This window comes from Paenibacillus sp. SEL3, from assembly GCF_054602585.1.
Genome location: NZ_CM137725.1, coordinates 792,945 through 813,783, shown reverse-complemented (window position 1 = coordinate 813,783; position 20,839 = coordinate 792,945). Strand labels below are relative to the sequence as shown.

At 44.9% G+C, this 20,839-nt stretch carries 21 protein-coding genes; 15 read left to right on the top strand and 6 right to left on the bottom strand.

Features of this window, described 5'->3' with window-relative positions; translation table 11 throughout:
- The first annotated feature begins 146 nt into the window (after positions 1-146).
- From gdhA to ACYCS5_RS03975, 3 genes are all read left to right on the top strand, one after another.
- Complete coding sequence (gdhA, locus tag ACYCS5_RS03985) at positions 147-1,523, top strand: NADP-specific glutamate dehydrogenase (RefSeq protein ID WP_165149692.1); 1,377 nt, start codon at positions 147-149, stop codon at positions 1,521-1,523.
- Positions 1,524-1,766: 243 nt separating this feature from the next.
- Positions 1,767-2,159 carry a MarR family winged helix-turn-helix transcriptional regulator gene (locus ACYCS5_RS03980; RefSeq protein ID WP_013311380.1) on the top strand — a complete coding sequence of 131 codons (393 nt, stop codon included), beginning with the start codon at positions 1,767-1,769 and terminating at the stop codon, positions 2,157-2,159.
- Positions 2,160-2,210: 51 nt separating this feature from the next.
- The gene (locus ACYCS5_RS03975; protein ID WP_069010473.1) at positions 2,211-2,864 is read left to right on the top strand and encodes a nitroreductase family protein; all 654 of its coding nucleotides are present in this window, start codon (positions 2,211-2,213) and stop codon (positions 2,862-2,864) included.
- A gap of 143 nt (positions 2,865-3,007) precedes the next feature.
- On the opposite strand, the gene ACYCS5_RS03970 is transcribed toward ACYCS5_RS03975, so the two are convergent.
- From ACYCS5_RS03970 to ACYCS5_RS03960, 3 genes are all read right to left on the bottom strand, one after another.
- The gene (locus ACYCS5_RS03970) at positions 3,008-4,165 is read right to left on the bottom strand and encodes a VanZ family protein (RefSeq protein WP_459760837.1); all 1,158 of its coding nucleotides are present in this window, start codon (positions 4,163-4,165) and stop codon (positions 3,008-3,010) included.
- Positions 4,166-4,172: 7 nt separating this feature from the next.
- Positions 4,173-5,516: an amino acid permease gene (locus ACYCS5_RS03965; RefSeq protein WP_328800516.1), complete on the bottom strand. Its 1,344-nt coding sequence runs from the start codon at positions 5,514-5,516 to the stop codon at positions 4,173-4,175.
- 181 nt (positions 5,517-5,697) lie between these two features.
- Positions 5,698-7,002 carry a VWA domain-containing protein gene (locus ACYCS5_RS03960; RefSeq protein WP_459760836.1) on the bottom strand — a complete coding sequence of 435 codons (1,305 nt, stop codon included), beginning with the start codon at positions 7,000-7,002 and terminating at the stop codon, positions 5,698-5,700.
- A gap of 180 nt (positions 7,003-7,182) precedes the next feature.
- Between ACYCS5_RS03960 and ACYCS5_RS03955 the strand changes: the two genes are divergently transcribed.
- Positions 7,183-9,177 (top strand): ABC transporter substrate-binding protein, encoded by a 1,995-nt coding sequence (locus ACYCS5_RS03955; protein ID WP_459760835.1) that lies wholly within the window; start codon positions 7,183-7,185, stop codon positions 9,175-9,177.
- Between the two features lie 173 nt (positions 9,178-9,350).
- On the opposite strand, the gene ACYCS5_RS03950 is transcribed toward ACYCS5_RS03955, so the two are convergent.
- Positions 9,351-10,403, bottom strand: coding sequence for a 2,3-butanediol dehydrogenase (locus tag ACYCS5_RS03950; protein ID WP_029515549.1), 1,053 nt, complete (start codon positions 10,401-10,403; stop codon positions 9,351-9,353).
- Positions 10,404-10,743: 340 nt separating this feature from the next.
- On the opposite strand from ACYCS5_RS03950, the gene ACYCS5_RS03945 reads away from it, so the two are divergent.
- Together ACYCS5_RS03945 and ACYCS5_RS03940 are read left to right on the top strand one after the other, a co-directional pair.
- Positions 10,744-11,781, top strand: coding sequence for a LacI family DNA-binding transcriptional regulator (locus ACYCS5_RS03945; RefSeq protein ID WP_013311372.1), 1,038 nt, complete (start codon positions 10,744-10,746; stop codon positions 11,779-11,781).
- A gap of 118 nt (positions 11,782-11,899) precedes the next feature.
- Entirely contained in the window at positions 11,900-12,550 is a 651-nt protein-coding gene (locus tag ACYCS5_RS03940; RefSeq protein ID WP_340956368.1) for a hypothetical protein, read from the top strand.
- A gap of 140 nt (positions 12,551-12,690) precedes the next feature.
- Here ACYCS5_RS03940 and ACYCS5_RS03935 read toward each other — a convergent pair whose 3' ends face one another.
- Positions 12,691-13,620 (bottom strand): AraC family transcriptional regulator, encoded by a 930-nt coding sequence (locus ACYCS5_RS03935; RefSeq protein WP_340956366.1) that lies wholly within the window; start codon positions 13,618-13,620, stop codon positions 12,691-12,693.
- Between the two features lie 198 nt (positions 13,621-13,818).
- Here ACYCS5_RS03935 and ACYCS5_RS03930 point away from each other — a divergent pair, with 198 nt between their 5' ends.
- The 4 genes from ACYCS5_RS03930 (at position 13,819) to ACYCS5_RS03915 (ending at position 16,630) form a co-directional block, all read left to right on the top strand.
- A complete protein-coding gene (locus tag ACYCS5_RS03930; RefSeq protein ID WP_459760834.1) occupies positions 13,819-14,097 on the top strand; it encodes an Atu4866 domain-containing protein in 279 nt (92 codons plus the stop codon).
- Positions 14,098-14,146: 49 nt separating this feature from the next.
- Positions 14,147-14,884, top strand: a complete 738-nt coding sequence (locus tag ACYCS5_RS03925; RefSeq protein ID WP_209949805.1) for an SDR family oxidoreductase — start codon at positions 14,147-14,149, stop codon at positions 14,882-14,884.
- 223 nt (positions 14,885-15,107) lie between these two features.
- Positions 15,108-15,386, top strand: a complete 279-nt coding sequence (locus ACYCS5_RS03920; protein ID WP_029515545.1) for an ArsR/SmtB family transcription factor — start codon at positions 15,108-15,110, stop codon at positions 15,384-15,386.
- Between the two features lie 71 nt (positions 15,387-15,457).
- On the top strand, positions 15,458-16,630 hold the full coding sequence (locus tag ACYCS5_RS03915; protein WP_459760833.1) for an MFS transporter: 1,173 nt from the start codon (positions 15,458-15,460) through the stop codon (positions 16,628-16,630).
- Positions 16,631-16,731: 101 nt separating this feature from the next.
- Here ACYCS5_RS03915 and ACYCS5_RS03910 read toward each other — a convergent pair whose 3' ends face one another.
- Complete coding sequence (locus ACYCS5_RS03910; protein ID WP_459760832.1) at positions 16,732-17,544, bottom strand: GNAT family N-acetyltransferase; 813 nt, start codon at positions 17,542-17,544, stop codon at positions 16,732-16,734.
- Between the two features lie 439 nt (positions 17,545-17,983).
- On the opposite strand from ACYCS5_RS03910, the gene ACYCS5_RS03905 reads away from it, so the two are divergent.
- The 5 genes from ACYCS5_RS03905 (at position 17,984) to ACYCS5_RS03885 (ending at position 20,737) form a co-directional block, all read left to right on the top strand.
- On the top strand, positions 17,984-18,355 hold the full coding sequence (locus ACYCS5_RS03905) for a hypothetical protein (protein ID WP_029515541.1): 372 nt from the start codon (positions 17,984-17,986) through the stop codon (positions 18,353-18,355).
- 183 nt (positions 18,356-18,538) lie between these two features.
- Complete coding sequence (locus ACYCS5_RS03900) at positions 18,539-19,327, top strand: isocitrate lyase/PEP mutase family protein (RefSeq protein ID WP_459760831.1); 789 nt, start codon at positions 18,539-18,541, stop codon at positions 19,325-19,327.
- Between the two features lie 37 nt (positions 19,328-19,364).
- Positions 19,365-19,925 carry a bifunctional transcriptional activator/DNA repair enzyme AdaA gene (locus tag ACYCS5_RS03895; protein ID WP_076157436.1) on the top strand — a complete coding sequence of 187 codons (561 nt, stop codon included), beginning with the start codon at positions 19,365-19,367 and terminating at the stop codon, positions 19,923-19,925.
- 25 nt (positions 19,926-19,950) lie between these two features.
- The gene (locus ACYCS5_RS03890; RefSeq protein ID WP_459760830.1) at positions 19,951-20,436 is read left to right on the top strand and encodes a methylated-DNA--[protein]-cysteine S-methyltransferase; all 486 of its coding nucleotides are present in this window, start codon (positions 19,951-19,953) and stop codon (positions 20,434-20,436) included.
- Positions 20,437-20,449: 13 nt separating this feature from the next.
- Positions 20,450-20,737, top strand: coding sequence for a hypothetical protein (locus ACYCS5_RS03885; protein WP_459760829.1), 288 nt, complete (start codon positions 20,450-20,452; stop codon positions 20,735-20,737).
- Positions 20,738-20,839 lie beyond the last annotated feature (102 nt).

Genomic DNA, 20,839 nt, shown 5'->3' with positions numbered 1-20,839 from the left:
TATAGGCGAATTTGCTGTATTATTATAAAAAATCATGTATAGTTAACTAAATTTTATGAATACATAAGGTTCCACTCTCGAAGGTGCAGAATAAGTCGTTCCGTCATTTAACAGAGGGGCTAATTATAAAAGGGGTGTATTAAATAATGACCATGATCCGTCCAGAGCAGAGTCAACAAGCAGCAGCCGAATATGTGCAGTCCGTTTTTGAGAAGGTTATCGCGCGCAATCCTCATGAGAATGAATTCCATCAGGCCGTCAAGGAAATATTGGATTCGCTAATTCCGGTATTGGCTAAGCATCCTAAGTATATGCAGCAGGGGCTTCTGGAACGGCTAGTGGAGCCGGAGCGAGTCATTACCTTCCGTGTACCTTGGGTGGACGATGCGGGGGTTGTACAGGTCAACCGTGGCTTCCGTGTGCAGTTTAACAGTGCGATAGGGCCTTATAAAGGTGGACTTCGCTTCCATCCGTCTGTATATCTCGGAATCGTCAAGTTTTTGGGTTTTGAGCAGATTTTCAAAAATGCGTTGACGGGTCTTCCTATCGGTGGTGGTAAAGGCGGTTCGGATTTTGATCCCAAAGGGAAATCAGATAACGAAGTCATGCGTTTTACACAAAGCTTCATGACGGAATTGTATAAATATATTGGTCCAGATGCCGACGTTCCGGCAGGGGATATTGGTGTAGGCGGACGTGAGATTGGCTATATGTTCGGGCAGTACAAGCGGATTCGCGGAGGACATGAAGGCGGCGTCCTAACGGGCAAAGGAATTCATTACGGAGGCAGTCTCACACGTACGGAAGCGACCGGTTACGGTTGTGTGTATTTTGTAAACGAGATGCTGCAGGCTCAGGGGTCGTCCTTTGAAGGAAAGCGCGTCGTCGTGTCGGGATCGGGGAATGTATCCATTTATGCGATTGAAAAAGCACAGCAACTCGGTGCTACAGTGGTGGCATGTAGTGACTCGAATGGCTACATCTATGATCCAGACGGTATCGATCTGCAGCTGGTGAAGCAGCTGAAAGAAGTGAACCGTCTGCGGATTAGCGAGTATACGCAAGAACGTCCAGGCGCAATCTATACAGAAGGCTGTTCGGGGATCTGGTCGATCCCATGCGACATCGCACTGCCATGCGCCACTCAGAATGAAATTGACGAGCAAGCAGCTCAGTTGCTGGTAAGCAATGGCGTAAAAGCTATAGGCGAAGGTGCCAATATGCCATCCTCGTTACAGGCCATTGAAGTGTTTTTGGACAATGGAGTTCTGTTTGGGCCAGCCAAAGCTGCCAATGCAGGTGGAGTAGCCGTGTCGGCGCTCGAAATGTCACAAAACAGCATGCGTCTATCTTGGACCTTTGAGGAAGTAGATGCCAAGCTGCATGATATTATGAAAAATATCTATGCTAACAGCGTGAAGGCGGCTGAGGAATACGGCGTGCCGGGCAATTTGGTTGTCGGAGCCAATATCGCAGGATTTGTGCGTGTGGCTGACGCAATGCTGTCACACGGGATTATTTAGCACAACGGAACATAATAAAGTTGAATTGAAGCTGAGCGGCTCTTGTGCGAGTCGCTCAGCTTTTATTTGCAAAGAGCACTTTATTTTTCTCAGGGACTTGATTTATCTTTAAAGAGGATGTATATTACTTGATAGATCAATAATTGATAGCTCAAAGGTCGGATCATGAAGCCCAGCGATATGCTTAAGGGAGGAGAGATTGATATCACCCAGACACCATCCGAGCCTGAGTATATTTTTGACATGCTATTGTTGCTGAACAAGCAGATTAGCTCCAAGTTTGAGCGTTGTGCAGGAGTCAGCGCATCCAGATTGCAGCTATTGTGCAAGTTGTATCAAGTGCAGGAGATTAGTCAAACTCTGCTGCAAAAAGAGGTTGGCATTGATGCTGCAGCCGTAACGCGCCATTTGAAACAACTGGAAGCAACAGAAATGGTCACACGACGCACGAAGCCAGAGGACAACAGGGTTACCTTGGTAAGCCTGACCGATTATGGACGTGCACGCATTGTCATCTTTAAGCAGGAGCGCTCACAGTTTGTAGCTCAGCTGCTACAGAGCTTCGACGAGACCCAGCGGCACCAGCTAGCTGATATGCTGCAAGTGATGAATAGTCATATATCCGATATGGACTGACAACATTTTTTTAACATTACTATACCCACAGAGGGATAAGGAGAGATTGGAATGAATAATACGAACACATCCAGTACGGTAAAAACGAATGATTTTAAAGAAATCGCCCTGGGACGCCGTTCAGTAAAAGTATACGATCCGTCCGTGAAGATCAGCCGCGAGGAAATGACTGAGATTTTGACAGAAGCTACACGCGCACCATCTTCCATTAACCTGCAACCTTGGCGTTTCCTCGTCATTGACAGCCCTGAAGGTAAAGCTACACTGGCACCTTTGGCCCGTTTCAACCAACGTCAAGTAGAGACATCTTCGGCAGTGATCGCTGTGTTTGGAGATTTGAACAACTTTGATAATTTCGAACAAATTTTCGGAGAAGCTGTAGAATTGGGCTATATGCCAAAAGACATAAAAGAAATGCAACAGGAAAAAGTAGCAGCCCATTTTGCAGCGCTTGATCCCGTTGTGAACAAAGAAACGGTCCTGATCGACGGTGGTTTGGTATCCATGCAGCTTATGCTGGTAGCGCGCGCTCATGGTTATGATACTAACGCTATTGGCGGTTATGAAAAGGATCAAATTGCTGAAGCCTTTGGTCTGGACAAAGATCGTTATGTCCCTGTTATGCTCATTTCCATGGGTAAAGGAATCAACGATGGTCATCCTTCCACACGTTTACCTATTGATCAAATTGCACAGTGGAAATAAGTTAAGTTATATCTATATGCAACATAGAAATATACGCAAAATAAAAACAGGCGGAGCAAAGGCACATCCCTTTGCTTCGCCTGTTTTTTTATTCGCCAAGATGCAATGCAGATCCGGGGCTTGATGACGTGTCGATCCTCTGGTTATTTTTGTACTATATTCGCTCCCAACGTCTGTGTTGGGTCAGCGGGGTCATTCTGAGTAGGATGGTAGCGCTTGGGCCATATAATCTGGTGCGAAGTATGGCTAAGCTCCTCATAAAATAACGGAGCTTTCTGGAATAGACGTATGACCAGATGGAAAAAGAACCATCCATTCATCACCAACAACAAAAGGCTGATCAGAACACTTACCCATGGAGAGACTTGAGACCACAGCACGGGTCCGCCCAGTACGTAATTAAGTCCAAAATACAACCAATACAAGACACTGTAGCGCTTGATGAGCCCCCACAGGGAAATCCGTTGTCCTGTCCCTACAAGATGAATACGCACCAGCCATTTCCCTGGCGTTCGTCCATTCGTCAGGTAAGGGACCACCATAAAGTAGACCCCACTGGAAACCCAGAAGGCAGCAGGCACATGCAGGGACTCCATGATGCCGAGTAGCCCGGTCCATATGATAGAATCCACGAAAAAGGCTACACCCCGTCGGGTATAGGACACTCGCTTCGTTGCCATGTCCACATGCTTGTCCAGATGTTCCAAGCGAGGCAGGAAGCGTGAAAACCATTCGCCTAATAGAAAGCCTAGCATACCGCCTAATGTATTAGCCATCAGATCGTCCACATCGAACACACGATACGCATGGTCAAAAAATCCATACAGTCCTGTCAGCTGCGTCACCTCAAAGAAGAGGGAGAGGATAAAGGACAGAATCAGACACCATCCCCATCGTGCACGGAAATAATAACGTAAGAACATACCGAAAGGCATGGTCATCACAACGTTAAAAACGACTTGTAGAAAAGCACGCTCCTTCAGCAAATGAACATAGCTGGAGGGATGAGCGGGTGAGACGGATGTTTCTCTTATAATGTCTTGAACGAACTGCAAGGGCATCAACTGCAACGCTCCCCCGGTTAATGCAGCATTATGACGCGATGCCGGAAGCGGTAATATGACCAGAAAGAAGGCGTTCATCAAGTATAAAAGCATCAGGTAAAGCAGCCATGCTCTAGCCTTGTGAATATAGCCATGCCTGCGATATTGCACGATTAGAAAAGGCAGTGTAAACAATAACGCAGCAAAAGGAAACGCAAGAAAGGCATACGAAACAGGAAACAGGTAAGATTGAATCATATGCTACTTACGCCTGCTTTCTCCGGAACTTCACCAAAGACCAAATGATCAGAAATGCCATGAAAGCCACGCACACGCTAATGCTGATGCGATTTTGCGGGTCAAGCAAGAACAGGAACGCAATGACCCATAGACATCCCACTGTAACCGCCGTTACATAAGGGAATCCCCATATCTTAAAAGTAGGCTCCACGGGATAAGATTTGCGCAATTTCAATTGGGACAGACAAATGCAGCTCCAGACGAGCAGCACGACGAAGCCAGGTACAGCCATCAAAATACGGAACAGCCCGTCTTGAGCGATATAAGCAACCATAGAACCGACAATCAGGACTACAGCGCACAATTTGAGACTATTTACCGGAACCCCGTTTGAAGATAAGCGGGCGAGTGATTTGGGACCTTCTCCATTGATAGCCAGCGAATGTAGCATACGTGTAGCCCCGTAAATCCCCGAATTAGCGGCAGACAGTACAGCAGTGATCAGAATAAAGTTCATGACATGAGCCGAGCCTTGAAGCCCTACAGAAGACAATACCTGTACAAACGGGCTGGTATTCGCATCCAGTTGGTTCCAGGGAATCAAGCCACAAATGATGAGAATGGGCAACGTATAAAACAAAACAACGCGAAGAATAAAGCTTTTAACCACTCTAGGCAGTACTTTTTCCGGATTTTCTGTCTCCGTCAACGTCAATCCAATCAGCTCGGACCCTCCGTATGAAAAGGTAACGACCAGCAGCGCTGAAAAGATAGCCAACCAGCCATTGGGTAGAAATCCGCCGTGCTGCGCGTAGTTGCTTAGATAAGGTGGAGTTTCAGTGGGAATAATCCCGAACAGTATACAGCCACCCAAGGCGATGAAGATAATAATCATGGCAATCTTAATACCTGCAAGCCAAAATTCCAGTTCTCCAAATCCGCCGACACTCAGCATGTTGACGACAATAATGAAAGCCGCACTGACTAAACTGAGTACCCATAGAGGGACATCTGGCAACCAATATTGCAGGAAGCTACCCGCAGCAATGACCTCAATGATACAGACGGCCAGCCACATGAAGCAATACAACCAGCCGATAATAAAGGACAGTCGTTCTCCAAAAGCTTTGCGAATAAAATCCTTCATATTCATGTTGGGATAGACGGTAGCCATCTCGGCAATTGCGCCCATAACGACCAAGAGCAGGAGTCCTGCGAAGACATAGGATAAAATAACTCCTGGTCCCGCCAAGCTAATCGTTTCGGTGCTTCCTTTAAAAATACCCGTCCCGATGACTCCGCCCATAGCCATAAAGGTAATATGCCGTGGGAGCAGCTTTTTGTGCAAAGTGGGTTCATTTGATTTCAATATGAAATCCTCCTTCATATAGTGTATAGCTTCAGCATAGCCCAAACAGGGTTACTTCAATTAGACTTATACTACATGAAAATATCCAATTAGGAAATGAAAGAAATAAGATCAGGTAGAGAGATTGAAATCGATAGAGGACAAACTGAAGAAAATCGCGTATTTTACAAGCTTCTAGGAACTAGCTTCGTAATATTTTCTTAGCTCGTACCTTTTTAAGCCATCCAGGGAACTCGTTCAGTAGACGGTCGTATAATTCGCTGTCCGTCACCGAGTCGAAGTCATCCAAGGCAAAGAAATCTGCATTATCTACTACGCGGCCGCGCATCTTATCCAACTTTCGAAGAATTCCGTAATCGGCTTTACCAAGACCTACAAATTGCCAGAAAATCGGAGTGCTTGAGCTTTTAATCAGCAGCTGTTCTATTTTTTTTTGTTCATAAATACCTCCATCACTAAAAAAGATAATGTAGGTCGGGATCATGTCGTTGGGATCTTCTTTTGTGTATTTAAGTATGATATCCTTCATGACTTCTGGCTCGTTATTGCCCCACCCCAGCTCACTATCTTCACTAGGCTCAGCATAATTCCTATGAATGTAATTCTCGAAATTCCTCTCTGTGACGCTTGGAGCACGTTTGGCTTTGTCCGCAAAAAACCATACATCCATTTCACCATCGTCATCCATACAGGCGGCTACAGCCAACACACGTTCGCAGGCTTTTTGCACCGTCCCACCCGTGTACAATTTGAACATAGAAATAGAAGCATCGAATACAACCGCTACACGTGCTTTTTCACGGTCTATTTTTTTCTTTTTCAGTGAAAATTGTACATTCTGCTTGTGCAGATTAATTCTTGCGTTAATGGGGGCAGTCTCTTTTCCGCCAGCTTTAGCACCTACCGCGCTTAAGATCGCCGATGTAGGGATGTTCATCTGAACGGTATCCGCTGGCGATTCCGTTTCCTCCACGGTCACACCATGAGCTTCGGCAAGCGGCTTTAGTCCTCCGTTGAAACCACGCCCAACTGCGCGGAGCTTGAAGCCAGACGTATGACGATACACCTCTGCCAGCACAAGCGATGTCTCACTGGTGGCTTCGGTGATGCTGTAGGTGATATGGGATTGCTTGCCTTGAGCAGTAACGGAGCAGCCGACCACATCGGCAAAAGTACCCGGGCCGTCCAGTGTGGCCGCAAATACACATTTATCTACTCCAGTTCGTTCCAGTTCTTTGAGTGAAATAGTAAACTCAGTGGTTTTGTCATTTGGACGCTGTAACCGTACATGTCCGTGCGGGTCAGCGGGTTGATTGTAAAAAATGAAATAGTCATCAGAGGAAACCTTTCCGTCTGCTCCTACCATAAAACAGCTAACATCCAGTTCGGCAGGTGCATGCTTCCATGCAATGGTGACCCGCACTGTATCTTCCTTACCGAATGGTGCATTAGCTCCTGTACTCAATGCAATGTTGGAACCGTTCATGCTGTCAAACCCCCTATGTATTTTAAATCTTGTATTTATACAAATTGTACCATGGAAATGGTATATTCACCTTGTTTCGCACAGGAATATTTGTCTCATGGTAGACGCAGTAAAAGATGATATATAATGAGGTTGGTTTGGGAAAAAAGTATGATATTTATGAAGCGGAGGCTTTGATACGTGAAGCAGGATCGGCAAAAACAGGCAGGTTCCTATATCGGGATGAGCAAGGAATATGAAGCTGATGAGTTAAACAAACTTCTATCCCTATGGCTCCATTCGTCGATCCGTGTCATGGATGTCCGGCATATTCGACTGGAAGCAGAAGAGTTGCTTCAACCGTATCGTCTTCCAGCGCAGGCTTTTGTATTTGTATTGCAGGGTAGCGTGCGTTTGGATGGTGATTGGAAGGATACGCCACATTCAGGGTACGTACTACATGGCAGCAAAGGCTTTGAACTGAATATGAAACCCTCGCAATGTGGGATTGAATATATCCTTGTACTATATAAAGCGACTTCTCTATCGGGACACACGGTGTATAATCATCCTTCGATAGCTCATGGTTTTGTACCGCCTTATCCGGTTATACTGTATCAAAAGCTGCAACTACTGGAGTACGCATGGCAGGATCAAGAGGCGCTATCCAAGATTCAGGCTCAGGGTCGATTCTATGATTTTGCATATGAATGTATGCGGCAATTGCAGGAACCGAAGGCTCGAACTTCTGCGCGGGATATCGTGACACAGGCCATTCGATTTATGCAGGATCATTACGCGGAGTCCATAACGCTGGAACGTTTGGCCGGATTGTTGGAATGCAGTCCGAGACATTTGACCCGGTTATTTAAAAAACAAACGGATTGTAGCCCGATTATGTACTTGATTCAATTGCGAATGGACAAGGCGAAGGAGCTTTTGCGGAAGACGGATGCCACTTTACAGGATATTGCTGTCAGTGTGGGGTACCCGGATGTCTATTTCTTTAGCCGAGCATTCAAAAAATATACTGGCGTATCCCCGGTTCACTATCGGGACAGCCTATATTCATCTGCTTTTATGGGAGATACACGTCTAGATAATCCATTGAGCATGTCCGAATGTTCCATTGATTCAATAAGTGGCGCCCTGCATACTGGTATTGAGGATAATAATCATTATCAAAATTATGATGAAGGGATTTTACGAATGAATAGAAACGCAAAGCATTCCATGGCATTTATTTTATTGCTTAGTTTTACCCTGCTGCTCAGCGCGTGCTCAGACACATCCAGTCCTACGGCAACCGATGGTGCTTCGCAAGGGAACAATAATACATCAGCGGAACCAACATCACAGGAAAGGGTGCTGAAGGATGCACTCGGGCATGAGGTGAAGATTCCGGCTCAGCCTCAACGTGTGATCGCTTCTTATCTGGAGGATCATCTGGTGGCGTTGGGTGTTAAACCGGTAGCCCAATGGTCGGTGGGTAAAAATTCAGTTCAAGCTTACCTGCAAAAAGAACTGAAGGATGTTCCTACCATCGCTTCAGATCTTCCGTTTGAGGCGGTTCTGAACTTCAAGCCTGATTTGATCATTATGGACAGTGCGAGCATGGTGGAAGGCGACAAATATAATCAATACTCTAAAATTGCTCCAACCTACGTGGTAGGCAGTAATATGAACAATGATTGGCGTCAAGAGCTGCTGACCGTGGGTGAGGTGCTGAATAAGAGCAATGAAGCGAAGCAGGCATTGAGCAACTACGACAAAAAAGCAGCAGAGGCTAAAGCCAAGCTGAGTCAGACGGTGGGACAAAAAACTGCGGCGGCATTATGGGTAACGGATAAAAACGTGTATGTCGTAAACCAGAATCTATCCAGCGGTGATGTATTGTATAAGGATTTGGGATTCCAGATTCCACAAGTCGTACAGGAGATTTCCAAAACGGCTAAGGCGAACTGGAGTAATTTATCGCTGGAGAAGCTGGCCGAGCTGGATGCGGATTATGTCTTTATCGTGAACAGCAAAAACGTAAGTAAAGAAGATATTGTAAAAGATCCTGTATGGGCGGGAATTCCAGCCGTTAAAGAAGGCCATGTATACGATTTTCGCAAGGATTCCAGCTGGTTGTATACAGGTACAATTGCAAATAGTCAAATGATTGACGATGTTCTGAAAAATGTAACTAAGTAATGTAACTCAATAAACTAGATTATAATAAAACAGCGCTATTCTCACTTAACGGCAGAAGCCACAGTAGGAGAGCGCTGTTTTGTCTTTTTAATTCCGTATGAACTCTTGCCGTGCAACCCGGTTTTATAATAAAAGATGTCTGCATAGAGCAGACATCTGGTTTATTTTCTAAATTAAGCTTGCGGAGATACCAGGATTTTAACCTGATTTTTCTCTTTCAGGAGTCCTTCAAAACCTTGCTCAATCACTTCTTCGAGCTTAATGCGTTTGGTAACCAGCTTGTCGGCTGGGAAATATCCTTTTTCCATCAGGCTGATAACAGCCGGGAATACATCACGGTAGCCGATAATACCCGTCAGATTGCGTTCCTTCATGACAATATTGTTCGGTTTAATCGGAGCTTCTTTTTCAAAAATGCTGACGATCATGATTTGTCCGCTGATTTTAGTAGATTCAATAGCTTGAGTCAGCACAGGAGGTACTCCAGTGACTTCATAGGCTACATCTACGCCACCGTTGGTCCGTTTGTGCAGCTCTTGCACCACATCATAAGTCTTAGGATCAAGCACAATAGCACCCAACTCTTCAGCTTTAGCTTTACGCTCCTCAGAAAGCTCTACTGCATAAATCTCAGATGCGCCCGAAGCTTTCAACGCTTCAATAACCAGCAATCCGATAGGACCAGCGCCAAATACTACAGCTTTATCGCCGACTTTCAGTTGGCTTTGACGAACAGCATACAAAGCAACGGCCGAAGGCTCTACCAATGCGCCTTGCTCGAAAGATACGCTTTCTGGAATTTTGTGAACCATGTGCTCGTCAGCTGCGACATATTCAGAAAATCCACCGCCGCCGCCTGCCAGACCGAGGAAGCCCATTTTATCGCAAAGATTATATTTGCCTTGTTTACATGCATCACATTCTCCACATGCAAAAACCGGTTCTACAACGACACGGTCGCCAACCTGAATCTTGGTTACACCTTCGCCGATTTCGACGACTTGTCCAGAGAATTCATGTCCCATTACGATCGGTGCTTTTTCGCCAGTCAATGGATGCTGAGCATCTTGGGGAATAAAGATTGGTCCTGCTACATATTCGTGAAGATCACTTCCGCAAATGCCACACCATTCTACTTTGATTTTTACTTTTCCTGCCAGAGCGGCGGGCTGCTCAATGTTTTCCAATCGTAAGTCTTTTACTCCATGCCATCTCAATGCTTGCATGTTTGTCATCTCCTTGAAGAATATATGATCATTGCCTCTGTAAAAGTGAATGAATTAGGAAACGTTTCCGAAAAATAATATGTCACAAATTTTACACATTGTCAAACCAAATTCATACAAAAAGCACTTGATTTTTTTGTGAATATAATCACTTGTGACTGCAGTGCTATATTCGGCTCGTTGCTTTTATACAAAGAGATTTTGTGGATTTTTCAGGTGAAGCAAAGACAAGAAGAAAACGACTTCAATTTTTAGACACTCATTCTGTGGTATAATATCAGTATTAAGACTTTATTTTAGAAAGTCAGAAAACGATTCCGTTCTTGAAAGGATTTTGGGCGTGACAGATCAAAAGAAAGTAACCATAGAGGATGTAGCCAAGCGGGCAGGAGTCGGTATTGCGACTGTCTCCAGAGCTATTAACGATAGTGAGGGCATCAGCCCGAGAACGAAAGCCTTGATTTTGCAAGTGATTGAAGAGATGGGGTTTACGCCCAACACCTCGGCTCAGAGCTTGAAAGTGCGTCAGACACGACAAATCGCGCTGGCCGTGCCGGACATTCGTAACGCGATTATTCCGGAAATTGCTTGGTCCGTAGAGCAGGCCGCCAAGCAGCATGGTTACCGTGTCGTGCAAATTAATACCGCCGGGAATGCCAGAATGGAGCTTGAAACCGTTCGTGAGGTCAAGAAGCTGCATGTCGACGGGCTCATCATTATGCCGCTGGCGTATCCGAAAATGTTGGTAGATCTGATTAACAAAGCTAGCGTTCCCGTGTCCATTATTAACTATGGCAAGAAGCTGGGCGAAGATGTCAAAGCGGATATCGTCAGTCTGGCCCGGCAAGAGGGAAGACTCGTGATGGAGCATTTGCTTAAAATCGGCAGAACAAGAATTGCCTATGCAGGTGCTGCGAAGGACAAAATCGAGGAAAGATACTTCGCTTATGAGCAGTCTCTCCAGCATGTGGACCCTTCACTCGTTTATTTTGGTGATGATTTCTCCTTTGAGACAGGGTTGCGTGCTGCCGATTATTTTTACAGCTTGAAACATATGCCGGATGCTATTTATGCGGTTAATGATATGGTGGCGATAGGGATCGTCAATCGATTTAAGGATTTGGGCGTAAAAGTGCCGGATGAGGTTGCTGTAGTTGGTATTGATAACAATCTGTGGGCTATGGTAACGACTCCTCAGATCAGCTCAGTTTCCATCATGGGGGAAGAGGTGGCACGATTGGCTGCGGAGCTGCTGCTCAAGCGGATTCAGGAACAGACACCTGGGGATTATGAGCGTGTGCAATTCGAGCCTCGTCTGATCGTGAGGGAATCGAGCGTCTCCGTGATCCGTAAGCCTACGGTGGGACGTGACGCGTAAAAGTCTAGATGGAATCTTCCTATTGTTAGATGGATGAACGGTTGCAGGCGTAGCAAGATAGGAGTGGATTTTGGGCAATTATAACGACCATTGTTTGTTCAGACAGGAGAGTGGATTCATGTTAAAAGGGAATGGGTTCGTTTCTGCAGCTTGTACTGCACTAATGCTGGCTGTAACCATAGGGTGTACTCCCCAGCCAGTGGGACAGGATGCTGAAACTGTGGCGCCGTCCGGAGCAAACCATGGGGAGTCTAAGCAAACTGCAGCCGATACGCAGCATACCCAGCAAAGTAAAGAGGAGCTTGTGCTGTCCTTTTATAAGGATTCTTCCCTCAGTGATGAAGCAAAAGTACGTCATATAACGGACCATTTAGCAGGAATCCAATGGGGAAAGATGAACGAAAACAATGAACATCAAAGCCTGGAAATGATCGAATATTTGTATAGGCAGCGAGCTTTTATTCCATCGGAAAGTTTTCCAAATCTGATCCGAGCTTCTGAAGGATTGGATGGAGCTTTAAGCGAAAGCTATGCTGCCCTTATGGGAGATTTGTTTACAAGAGACAGAACTGCGATGACTCGAGCATTGGCAAATATGGATAAAACCAACCGCACACAAGGTATAGGAAGCATCGGGTATGCTCTCAGCTATAGAGAACCCAAGGAAGTCAAGAAAGAGATTCAACAATGGCAGGCAGGACAAAAGCTTACTACGGCAGAGAAGGATGTCATTCGAGCTTTGTTCGTCAAGCTGGATAATCCGTATTAATGCATGTATAGAGGAAATATTGAACAGCCGCGTCTCTACCGGAGGAGCGGTTGTTTGTGCTGTTTTTTTACATCCTGCCATCTATGATGGGATAAGCGTTAGTAGGACCATTGGTTTCATATATTCATCTAACAACGTGCTCAAGTGGTCTGGTGATCCTGATCCGAGCGCAAGCGTTTGATATCACTAATTGGAGGCAGGCCGAACAAGCGGGCGTATTCGCGGCTGAATTGTGAGGGACTCTCGTAACCTACCTGAAAACCTACATCTGCCGCATCCGCTGATTCGGATAACAACAGGCGGCGGGACTCTTGTAGACGTAATTGTTTTTGATATTGCATGGGGCTCATAGCCGTAACCTCTTTAAAATGACGATGTAGTGACGAAGGACTCATATTCGCTAGTTTGGACAATTCTTCAATACGCAACGGCTTATCATAATCCTGCTTAATCCGCTTTATGACTTCTGCAATTCGGTTGGAATGGCTGCCGGTCATGACCAGTTGTTTTAAGGATTCCCCCTGATTACCCTGTAAAATCCTATACAGTATCTCACGAATGACTAATGGAGCAAGCACCGGAACATCTTGCGGGTTTTCCAAAAGATGCACTAGCCTTACCACGGCATCCAGCAGTAGTGAGTTGGTTTGACTTACATACAAGCCTCGTCTGGAATCAGGCATGGGGCTTGTGGGAAAAGCAGATTCCTTGATCAGGTCCAAAACCTGATGCGGATCAAAATTGAGCCGGAGGCACAAATAAGGAGCTTCTGATGACGCTTGGATGACCTGCCCCGAGATCGGCAAATCCACCGACACAACAAGGTAGTCGGATGTGCCGTAATGGTAGCTTTCCTCTGCGAGCATCACGACTTTTCTGCCTTGTGCCACAATACATAAGGCAGGTTCATGGACTTGATGTACCGGAACGGTTGTATTTGAACTTCGGACGAAGTGAAGCGAAGGTATGGCTGTAGTGAGAACTCCGTCCTGATTTGAAAATCGTTCTATAAGCCTTGCCAATTCGGCTTGTTTTTCCATGGTAGAACCCTCTATTTTGGTTGCCCCCATCTTGACACATCCCTTCTTTCAACGTAGCCCGTTTTCATTTTCAGTAGTTTATTACATATTAAGGGTCTTTGGAGGATTAGGCAATAATTTGCTCTGATTCTTCTACCAGCCCGATGGACATTCCTCTCATAATAAGATGCAGATACAACACCTAATGAGCAATTGAGAAAAAAATAGAAGTGCAAAGGAGTGGGAGTCATGGAGAGTAACAAAGCGGAAAAAAGTGTACACGCTTCGCAGCATCCCTGTATAGGGATGTGGGTAACTGAAGACGGAAATATCCGTCACGAACTCTTGCCTAATGGCCGTTATGATGAAGCACGGGGTCAGAGGAAAAGTGCCTACACAGGCAGCTATATCGTGGAAGGTGACCATATCGAGTATGTGGACGACACCGGATTTACGGCAGATGGCGAATTTAAAGATGATGTCTTGTATCATGCAGGGATGGTTTTTTACAGGGAAGAGAAAAAGTAATCTATTTTATCTTTTTTCAGTGACATTTTAAACTAGAGGAGGAATAAGCATGTTGGATATTAAAGGGAAAGTCGTAGCTATTACGGGGGCAAGCAGTGGGATCGGTGAAGCTACTGCCCGTTTACTTGCACGCCATGGGGCTCATGTGATATTAGGGGCCAGACGCACAGAGAGACTGGAGGCTCTGACATCCGAGATTCGTTCTAAAGGTGGATCGGCTGATTATCAGCAACTGGATGTGACGAAGAGGGACCAGATGGAAGCGTTCATTAACTACGCGGAAAAAACATTTGGGCGTGTGGATGTCATTTTGAACAATGCGGGAGTGATGCCTCTTTCAAAATTAGAGGCCCTGAAGGTAGAGGAATGGGATCGCATGATTGATGTAAATATACGAGGCGTTCTGCATGGGATTGCGGCAGGGCTTCCGATTATGAAAAAGCAAGGATTTGGTCAGTTTATCAATATCGCCTCTATTGGCGCGTATAGTGTAACCCCAACTGCAGCGGTGTATTGCGCTACAAAGTATGCGGTTCGGGCGATCTCTGAAGGATTGCGCTTGGAGGTGGGGGGAGATATTCGCGTGACGCTGGTATCGCCGGGAGTAACTGAATCTGAGCTTGCTGACAGTATTTCAGATGAAGAGGCCCGGCAAGGAATGAAAGAGTACCGTCGTATTTCGATTTCGCCTGATGCCATAGCCCGTTCCATTCTGTATGCCATGGAGCAGCCAGCGGATGTAGATGTTAATGAAATTATTGTCAGACCCACGGCAAGCCCGAATTAATGCTATGGCATCCATGATTCTCCCTTTACACTCAGATCATTTTTTCCTCCATCCTTTTATGGATGGGGGATTATTTATAAGATGAGAAAGACCATCATTCACACCACAGAGTGTAAAAAGGCAGTGTCTTTAGAATAAACGGGTTTACTTTTACAAATGTTTGTGATAACTTTATTTCGACAAACATCGAAATTAAGACTGGAACAGAAGGGAGCCGAACAGGGTGAAAGATACAACGGAAATGCAACAAGCTGTAAAAATATATAAAGCACTTGGAGAACCAACTCGTCTCAAGATAGCACTTCTGCTAAAAGAGGAAAGTGGCCAATGCTGCTCTGTGCTGGGCGAGAAGCTGAACAGTGTAGCTATTTCAACGCTATCGCATCATCTGAAGCAGATGGCAGAGTCGGGGCTGCTCACATACCGTAAAGAGGGGACGTTTATCTATTACAGCTTGGATGTGGAAGCAGCGCAGAAATATGCCCCGTTCCTGATGACATAATTTTTTTTAGTCTTAATTTCGATATTTGTAAAAATATAAAAACAATATAAGAAAAGAGGCGTTATTTAAAAATGCAGAGCACGTGGAAAGTGTATATTTTGGCCATTGTTAGTTTTTTGGTAGGCACATCCGAATACATTATCTCAGGCATTTTGGATCAGGTTGCGACAACCATGGGGATTACGGTGTCCGCAGCGGGACAGTTGATTACAGTCTTTTCTCTTGCTTACGCGATTGGCACGCCGATTCTGATGGCAGTAACCGCTAAATGGGACAGACGCAAGCTGCTCCTGAGTTCGCTCGGATTATTTGCAGTAGCTAATGCCCTCTCCTTTATTCTGCCGGGTTTTGGAATGTTTATCGCCGCACGTATTCTTATGGCCCTCGGGGCGGGGATGGTTGTGGTTACAGCACTGAGCATTGCTGCGAAGATTGCTCCAGCCGGCAAGCAGGCCAGTTCTATTGCTACAGTTACTATGGGTTTTACAGCCTCGCTGATTATCGGGGTGCCGCTTGGAAGAATGATATCTTCTGCATATAGCTGGAAAACCGTATTTCTCGGTATCGCTTTGACAGGGATTATTGCCCTAATTGTTATTGCAATGACGATTCCCCGCTTGAAAGGAGATCAACCGATTCCCTTACTACAGCAATTTGCTCTTCTGAAGAAGCCTGAAGTTGCTTTGGGATTGGCGATTACCTTCTTTTGGGGAGGGGGATATTTCCTCGCGTATACTTACATTTCACCGTACTTGCTGAATGTATCAGGTGTAGGGGATAATATGCTAAGCTCAGTATTACTTGCCTTCGGGATTGCCAGCCTGATCGGGTCGAAAATCGGTGGATACAGCGCAGATAAAAAGGGTATTTCCTTTACATTATTCGGGGGCATGGTGTTGCATGTCTTTTCCTTGCTTTTACTTCCTGCCGCCGCTCATTCCCTGATCGCAGTATTTGCTTTATTGATCCTTTGGTCGTTCGCTGCCTGGACAACTGGACCTACTCAACAATATAACTTGGTCACTCTTGTGCCTGAATCTTCCGGTGTGATGCTGAGTCTCAATCAGTCTACGATGCAGCTTGCCATGGCGGCCGGAGCTGGGATCGGTGGTGTAGTTGTTGGTCAGGTTTCGCTGGCTTCCATCACCTGGTTTGGAGCAGCAGGGGTCGTTATAGCTATTGTGGCTGTATATTTACTTTCACGAAGATCCTCAGTCCACACGGAATTGGGTGTTACGGAGTAAAGCTTATAGATAAGTGAAAAGGAGGCCCAGTGATGAAGGTGACATTGTGGTCTTCTTTGATTTTGAATGAACAATAATATGCTCTCTTGCAGTAGGAGGGCTTATTCAAACGTAATATCAGTGATTTTGCCGGCTTCCTTAAAGCCGATATTTTTATAAACTTGATTGGAAACCGAATTTTTTAAATCTGCATATAGCATGGGTACTAAATGCTCATTTTCCAAAATCGAACATAGCTCGGATACCATTCCGCTGGCAAAACCTTTCTTTCGTAAATTAGGCGGGGTATACACAGCATTAATGCGAGCATGTCTCGGCGAGCGGTGAGCAATATTAGCCATGGACACAGGCATGTTATTTACAATCCAAAGATACAAATTTCCTGTCCCGATGGTCTTCTCCGCAACCGATATTTGACTAACCGGATCAATAAAACTACCTAAAGCTTCTTCTGAAAAACCAGCTAGAAACTGGGCAACTAATTGTACATCCTCTGGGATGGATTGTCGGATCATTCCCTCAACGCCCGAGGGCTTTTTATATTTAGGACAGAAATAAGATTCCATGACCATATGGGTATGTACCTGAGCAGCATGACGACGTTGTGCGTAAGCATTTGCGAACTTCTCGACTGTTTCGGCATCACCACATACACCTGATAGGGTGGTTCCTTTTAAATAACGTAAGAGTTCTTCTATATAGGTCAATTTATGATTATCTGTGATTTGTTGTGACATCCATAACCAGGCCTTATGTCCGGATGATTGAGCAAAGACCATATTTTTATCGGACGTTTTGAGGCATGTTGATTCTTCTGACTCACAAATTCGATGGATCAAATTGTATCGAACTTCATCAGCCAAAAATTGATTTTGATTTAATATATCGTCGTTTGGGACTAGTAGCTCAATCATGACTCTGCCTCCTAATGAGCTGTGACCTAAGCACTTGTAAAGTGCTATGAAGCTATGAAGATTCAGTTGTTATATCTACTAGGATTTAAACTTCCGCGCTATACGCTTCTTATTTTTTTGTCGCCAAATCCATCTTTCGATAAAGTTTTTTTCTTTTCTTTCCTGAAGTGTTTCCTTCATACCCTTAATAAGAAATTCGGATCTTCGCTTGTCGTTTCTGCTAATTTCACGTAGTTCCTCAATAAATTTATCGTCCATGTCCGCATCTCCGTTAGTTCAGGATTTTCCAAATTGCTAAGCTAGATTATACAGAACATATGTTCCTTTTTCAAGTCTGCATCGCTCTATTCAATCACATAACCATTTTTAGATGGATGCTGCGAGGCCCGCGCCAATCGGATGGTGAGGCATAAGATAAGTTGAAAGGAGGAATTACAACATGGACAACAAAGCATATGTATCTCAAACGTATCCACGTCTTACAGTTTACAACGAAGAAAATTTTCGGGGTTCCAGGAGAGTATTCAGAGGAAACCTAGGCATTCGTAATACCGATAACATTCTGGACGGCATCGAAAGTCTGCGTTTCTTTTCTACCAGCAGCAATGCTACACTGGTACTCTTTACTGGCACGCGGTTTAGAGGTAACTTCCGTGTGTTTAGAGGCAATCGCAGCATTGCCGACCTGGATGATCTGATTCGTGGGAATGATGTGGAATCTATTATCTCTACCAATCAACGTTTGACGTTGCAACAAATCCGTAATATCCGCAGTAGCGGTAGACTTCCATCTGGCTACCGAATCATCTAACGGCCTTATTTCGACTTCATAACCATTTTACAAGACTGTTTCAGGAGCTTGCAACTTTCGGGCTTCTGAAGCAGTGCTAGAGTATGACCTAGATTCCTACAGACCATAAGTGCAAGAATGAGGACGAAACAAAGATAGCCTCTTGATAAAATGAGTTACATCACATATCAGGAGGCTATATTTATGAACAAAATCCAGCAGTTTCATGCACTTCACACATTAGAGGAACTTTTATTTTTAGGGAACGCCTGGGATATGCTATCTGCGGTGGCTTTGGAGAAGGCAGGCTTTAAGGCGATAGGTACGACGAGCTGGGGAATTGCCAATACGCTTGGATTCTCAGATGGAGAGCTTATTGATTTTGACCAGCATGTAAGCGTTATTCGGACGATTGCTGAGCATGTTCAAATTCCAGTGTCGGCAGATATTGAAGCAGGATATGGGGAGGATACGGCAACGATTGTTGATCATGTTTTAAGGGTAGCCGATGTGGGAGTTGCAGGGATTAATATTGAGGATTCTTTGAAAACGCAAAAGGGACTTCGAGAAGTGGGCCTGCACAGTAACCTGTTGTCCAAAATAAGAACAGCATTGGATGGGCGTGGGTTTCAAAAGTTTTTTATAAACGCAAGAACGGATACATATTTGCAGATGGATGCCCCACTTTCAGAGACCATAGAGCGGGCCAAAGCGTATGTGGATAGTGGTGCGAGCGGAATTTTTGTTCCAGGATTAAAGCGTGATGAAGAGATCAGGGAAGTTGTGTTTCATGTACATGCTCCGCTTAATGTTTTATCCCTGCCGGGTCTGACGAATGTCCACCAGCTTCAGCAGTTAGGTGTTAAACGGTTTAGCTTTGGAAATGCATTTTCTGATAAGATAATAGTTGCTTTGCAAAAGAATGCCGAACAGTTGATAGAGCTACAAGATACATCACATTTATATGAGGATTTTGCAAAATCCTTGAGCTAGATGAATATGAACTATAGAAAGGACAGAGCATTCGATCATGGCTAACCTTAGTCTTTCTTTTGAAGAAATGTGGGAGAAAATTATAGCGTGTGATCGTAAGTATGACGGGTTGTTTTTTACCGCTGTGAAAACAACTCGCATATACTGCCGACCTTCCTGTCGATCCAAAAAGCCGAAAAAAATAAATGTGGAGTTTTACTTTGATTTGGACAAAGTGGAAAAGGCGGGTTTTCGTGCTTGCAAAAGATGCCAGCCCCATACAGACCATTCGCCGTATATCAGACTTGTGCAGAATGTAGTAACCTTCTTGGTCAATCATTACAAGGAAAAAATTGTATTGCAGGATATTGCGGATCATATCGGAATAAGCTCCTTTTACTTGGATCGGATCTTTAAACAGGAAACCGCCGAAACCCCGCGTACGTATTTGGAAAAAATAAGAGTAGATAAGGCAGCCTATCTTCTTAAAAGTACAAATCTCACGAATCTTGAGATTTGTTATGAGACGGGATTCCAAAGTTCCTCCCATTTCTATAAGGCGTTTCGCAGCTTGAACCATTGTTCTCCTAGTGAGTATAGAAAGTTGAGTAAGGAATAGATAAGGAAGGAGGTTGTATCCTTTTATGAGTGAACTTTACGTATTGAAGTATGTATCGCCGATTGGAGAGATAGAGATACAGGGCACAAATGAGGCTGTCTATTCTATTATGTTCTCTAATCGGAATGAGCCCTTAACGAGGGCTATAGAAGAGGTTCCAATCCAAGTATTAGCGGAATGCGCTACCCAGCTTGACGAGTATTTTAAAGGAGAGCGCTTTGAGTTTACGTTTCCTTATGCCTTTGAAGGTACGGATTTTCAGCAAAAAGTATGGAATGCTCTGGTGTCCGTGGAGTACGGTAAAACGACAGCTTATAAAGATATTGCTCTTGCTATTGGAAATGAAAAAGCGATCCGAGCCGTAGGCAGTGCTAATGGAAAAAATAAGCTGAGCCTTGTGATTCCATGTCACCGAATTATCGGTTCCAATCAGAAACTAACGGGCTATGCAGGAGGGCTATGGAGAAAAGAATGGTTGCTCCAGCATGAGAAGCGTTGTCTGAGGCCCTAAGGAGGGTTCGTAGATGAGAGACATTTATTTGAAAGAGTTTAAGCCGGAGAGCTGGGCCAACATGGTTCAGATCTATCAGGAGCGGTATGATCAGGTAGATCCGGCTATAAGAGTAAAAGTGGCTGAAAGTAAAATTCCAAAGGAGATTCAGATCGTGCTGCTGCCCGATATGGGGGAGTATTTGCTGACTTGGATGGATCGAAAAGTCCCCGCACTCGGCCACGAAACACCGTCGGATTATTTGAAAAGCGAAGAAGGCACTAAAGCACTGAAGGCGGCCATATTACGTATGCCACGTTGAAGAAGCGGGCCAAGGAGATACATATGAACATTGAACAGATGAACAGAGTGCGAATGATGGAAAAAGTGAGTTCGCATATCCATAACTGTAATCAGATGGCAT

Coding starts and splice junctions, on each gene's coding strand:
- gdhA (WP_165149692.1), top strand. CDS start 147: ATGACCATGATCCGTCCAGAGCAGAGTCAACAAGCAGCAGCCGAATAT.
- ACYCS5_RS03980 (WP_013311380.1), top strand. CDS start 1,767: ATGCTATTGTTGCTGAACAAGCAGATTAGCTCCAAGTTTGAGCGTTGT.
- ACYCS5_RS03975 (WP_069010473.1), top strand. CDS start 2,211: ATGAATAATACGAACACATCCAGTACGGTAAAAACGAATGATTTTAAA.
- ACYCS5_RS03970 (WP_459760837.1), bottom strand. CDS start 4,165: ATGATTCAATCTTACCTGTTTCCTGTTTCGTATGCCTTTCTTGCGTTT.
- ACYCS5_RS03960 (WP_459760836.1), bottom strand. CDS start 7,002: ATGAACGGTTCCAACATTGCATTGAGTACAGGAGCTAATGCACCATTC.
- ACYCS5_RS03950 (WP_029515549.1), bottom strand. CDS start 10,403: ATGCAAGCATTGAGATGGCATGGAGTAAAAGACTTACGATTGGAAAAC.
- ACYCS5_RS03940 (WP_340956368.1), top strand. CDS start 11,900: ATGTTAAAAGGGAATGGGTTCGTTTCTGCAGCTTGTACTGCACTAATG.
- ACYCS5_RS03935 (WP_340956366.1), bottom strand. CDS start 13,620: ATGGGGGCAACCAAAATAGAGGGTTCTACCATGGAAAAACAAGCCGAA.
- ACYCS5_RS03930 (WP_459760834.1), top strand. CDS start 13,819: ATGGAGAGTAACAAAGCGGAAAAAAGTGTACACGCTTCGCAGCATCCC.
- ACYCS5_RS03925 (WP_209949805.1), top strand. CDS start 14,147: ATGTTGGATATTAAAGGGAAAGTCGTAGCTATTACGGGGGCAAGCAGT.
- ACYCS5_RS03915 (WP_459760833.1), top strand. CDS start 15,458: ATGCAGAGCACGTGGAAAGTGTATATTTTGGCCATTGTTAGTTTTTTG.
- ACYCS5_RS03910 (WP_459760832.1), bottom strand. CDS start 17,544: ATGATTGAGCTACTAGTCCCAAACGACGATATATTAAATCAAAATCAA.
- ACYCS5_RS03905 (WP_029515541.1), top strand. CDS start 17,984: ATGGACAACAAAGCATATGTATCTCAAACGTATCCACGTCTTACAGTT.
- ACYCS5_RS03900 (WP_459760831.1), top strand. CDS start 18,539: ATGAACAAAATCCAGCAGTTTCATGCACTTCACACATTAGAGGAACTT.
- ACYCS5_RS03895 (WP_076157436.1), top strand. CDS start 19,365: ATGGCTAACCTTAGTCTTTCTTTTGAAGAAATGTGGGAGAAAATTATA.
- ACYCS5_RS03890 (WP_459760830.1), top strand. CDS start 19,951: ATGAGTGAACTTTACGTATTGAAGTATGTATCGCCGATTGGAGAGATA.
- ACYCS5_RS03885 (WP_459760829.1), top strand. CDS start 20,450: ATGAGAGACATTTATTTGAAAGAGTTTAAGCCGGAGAGCTGGGCCAAC.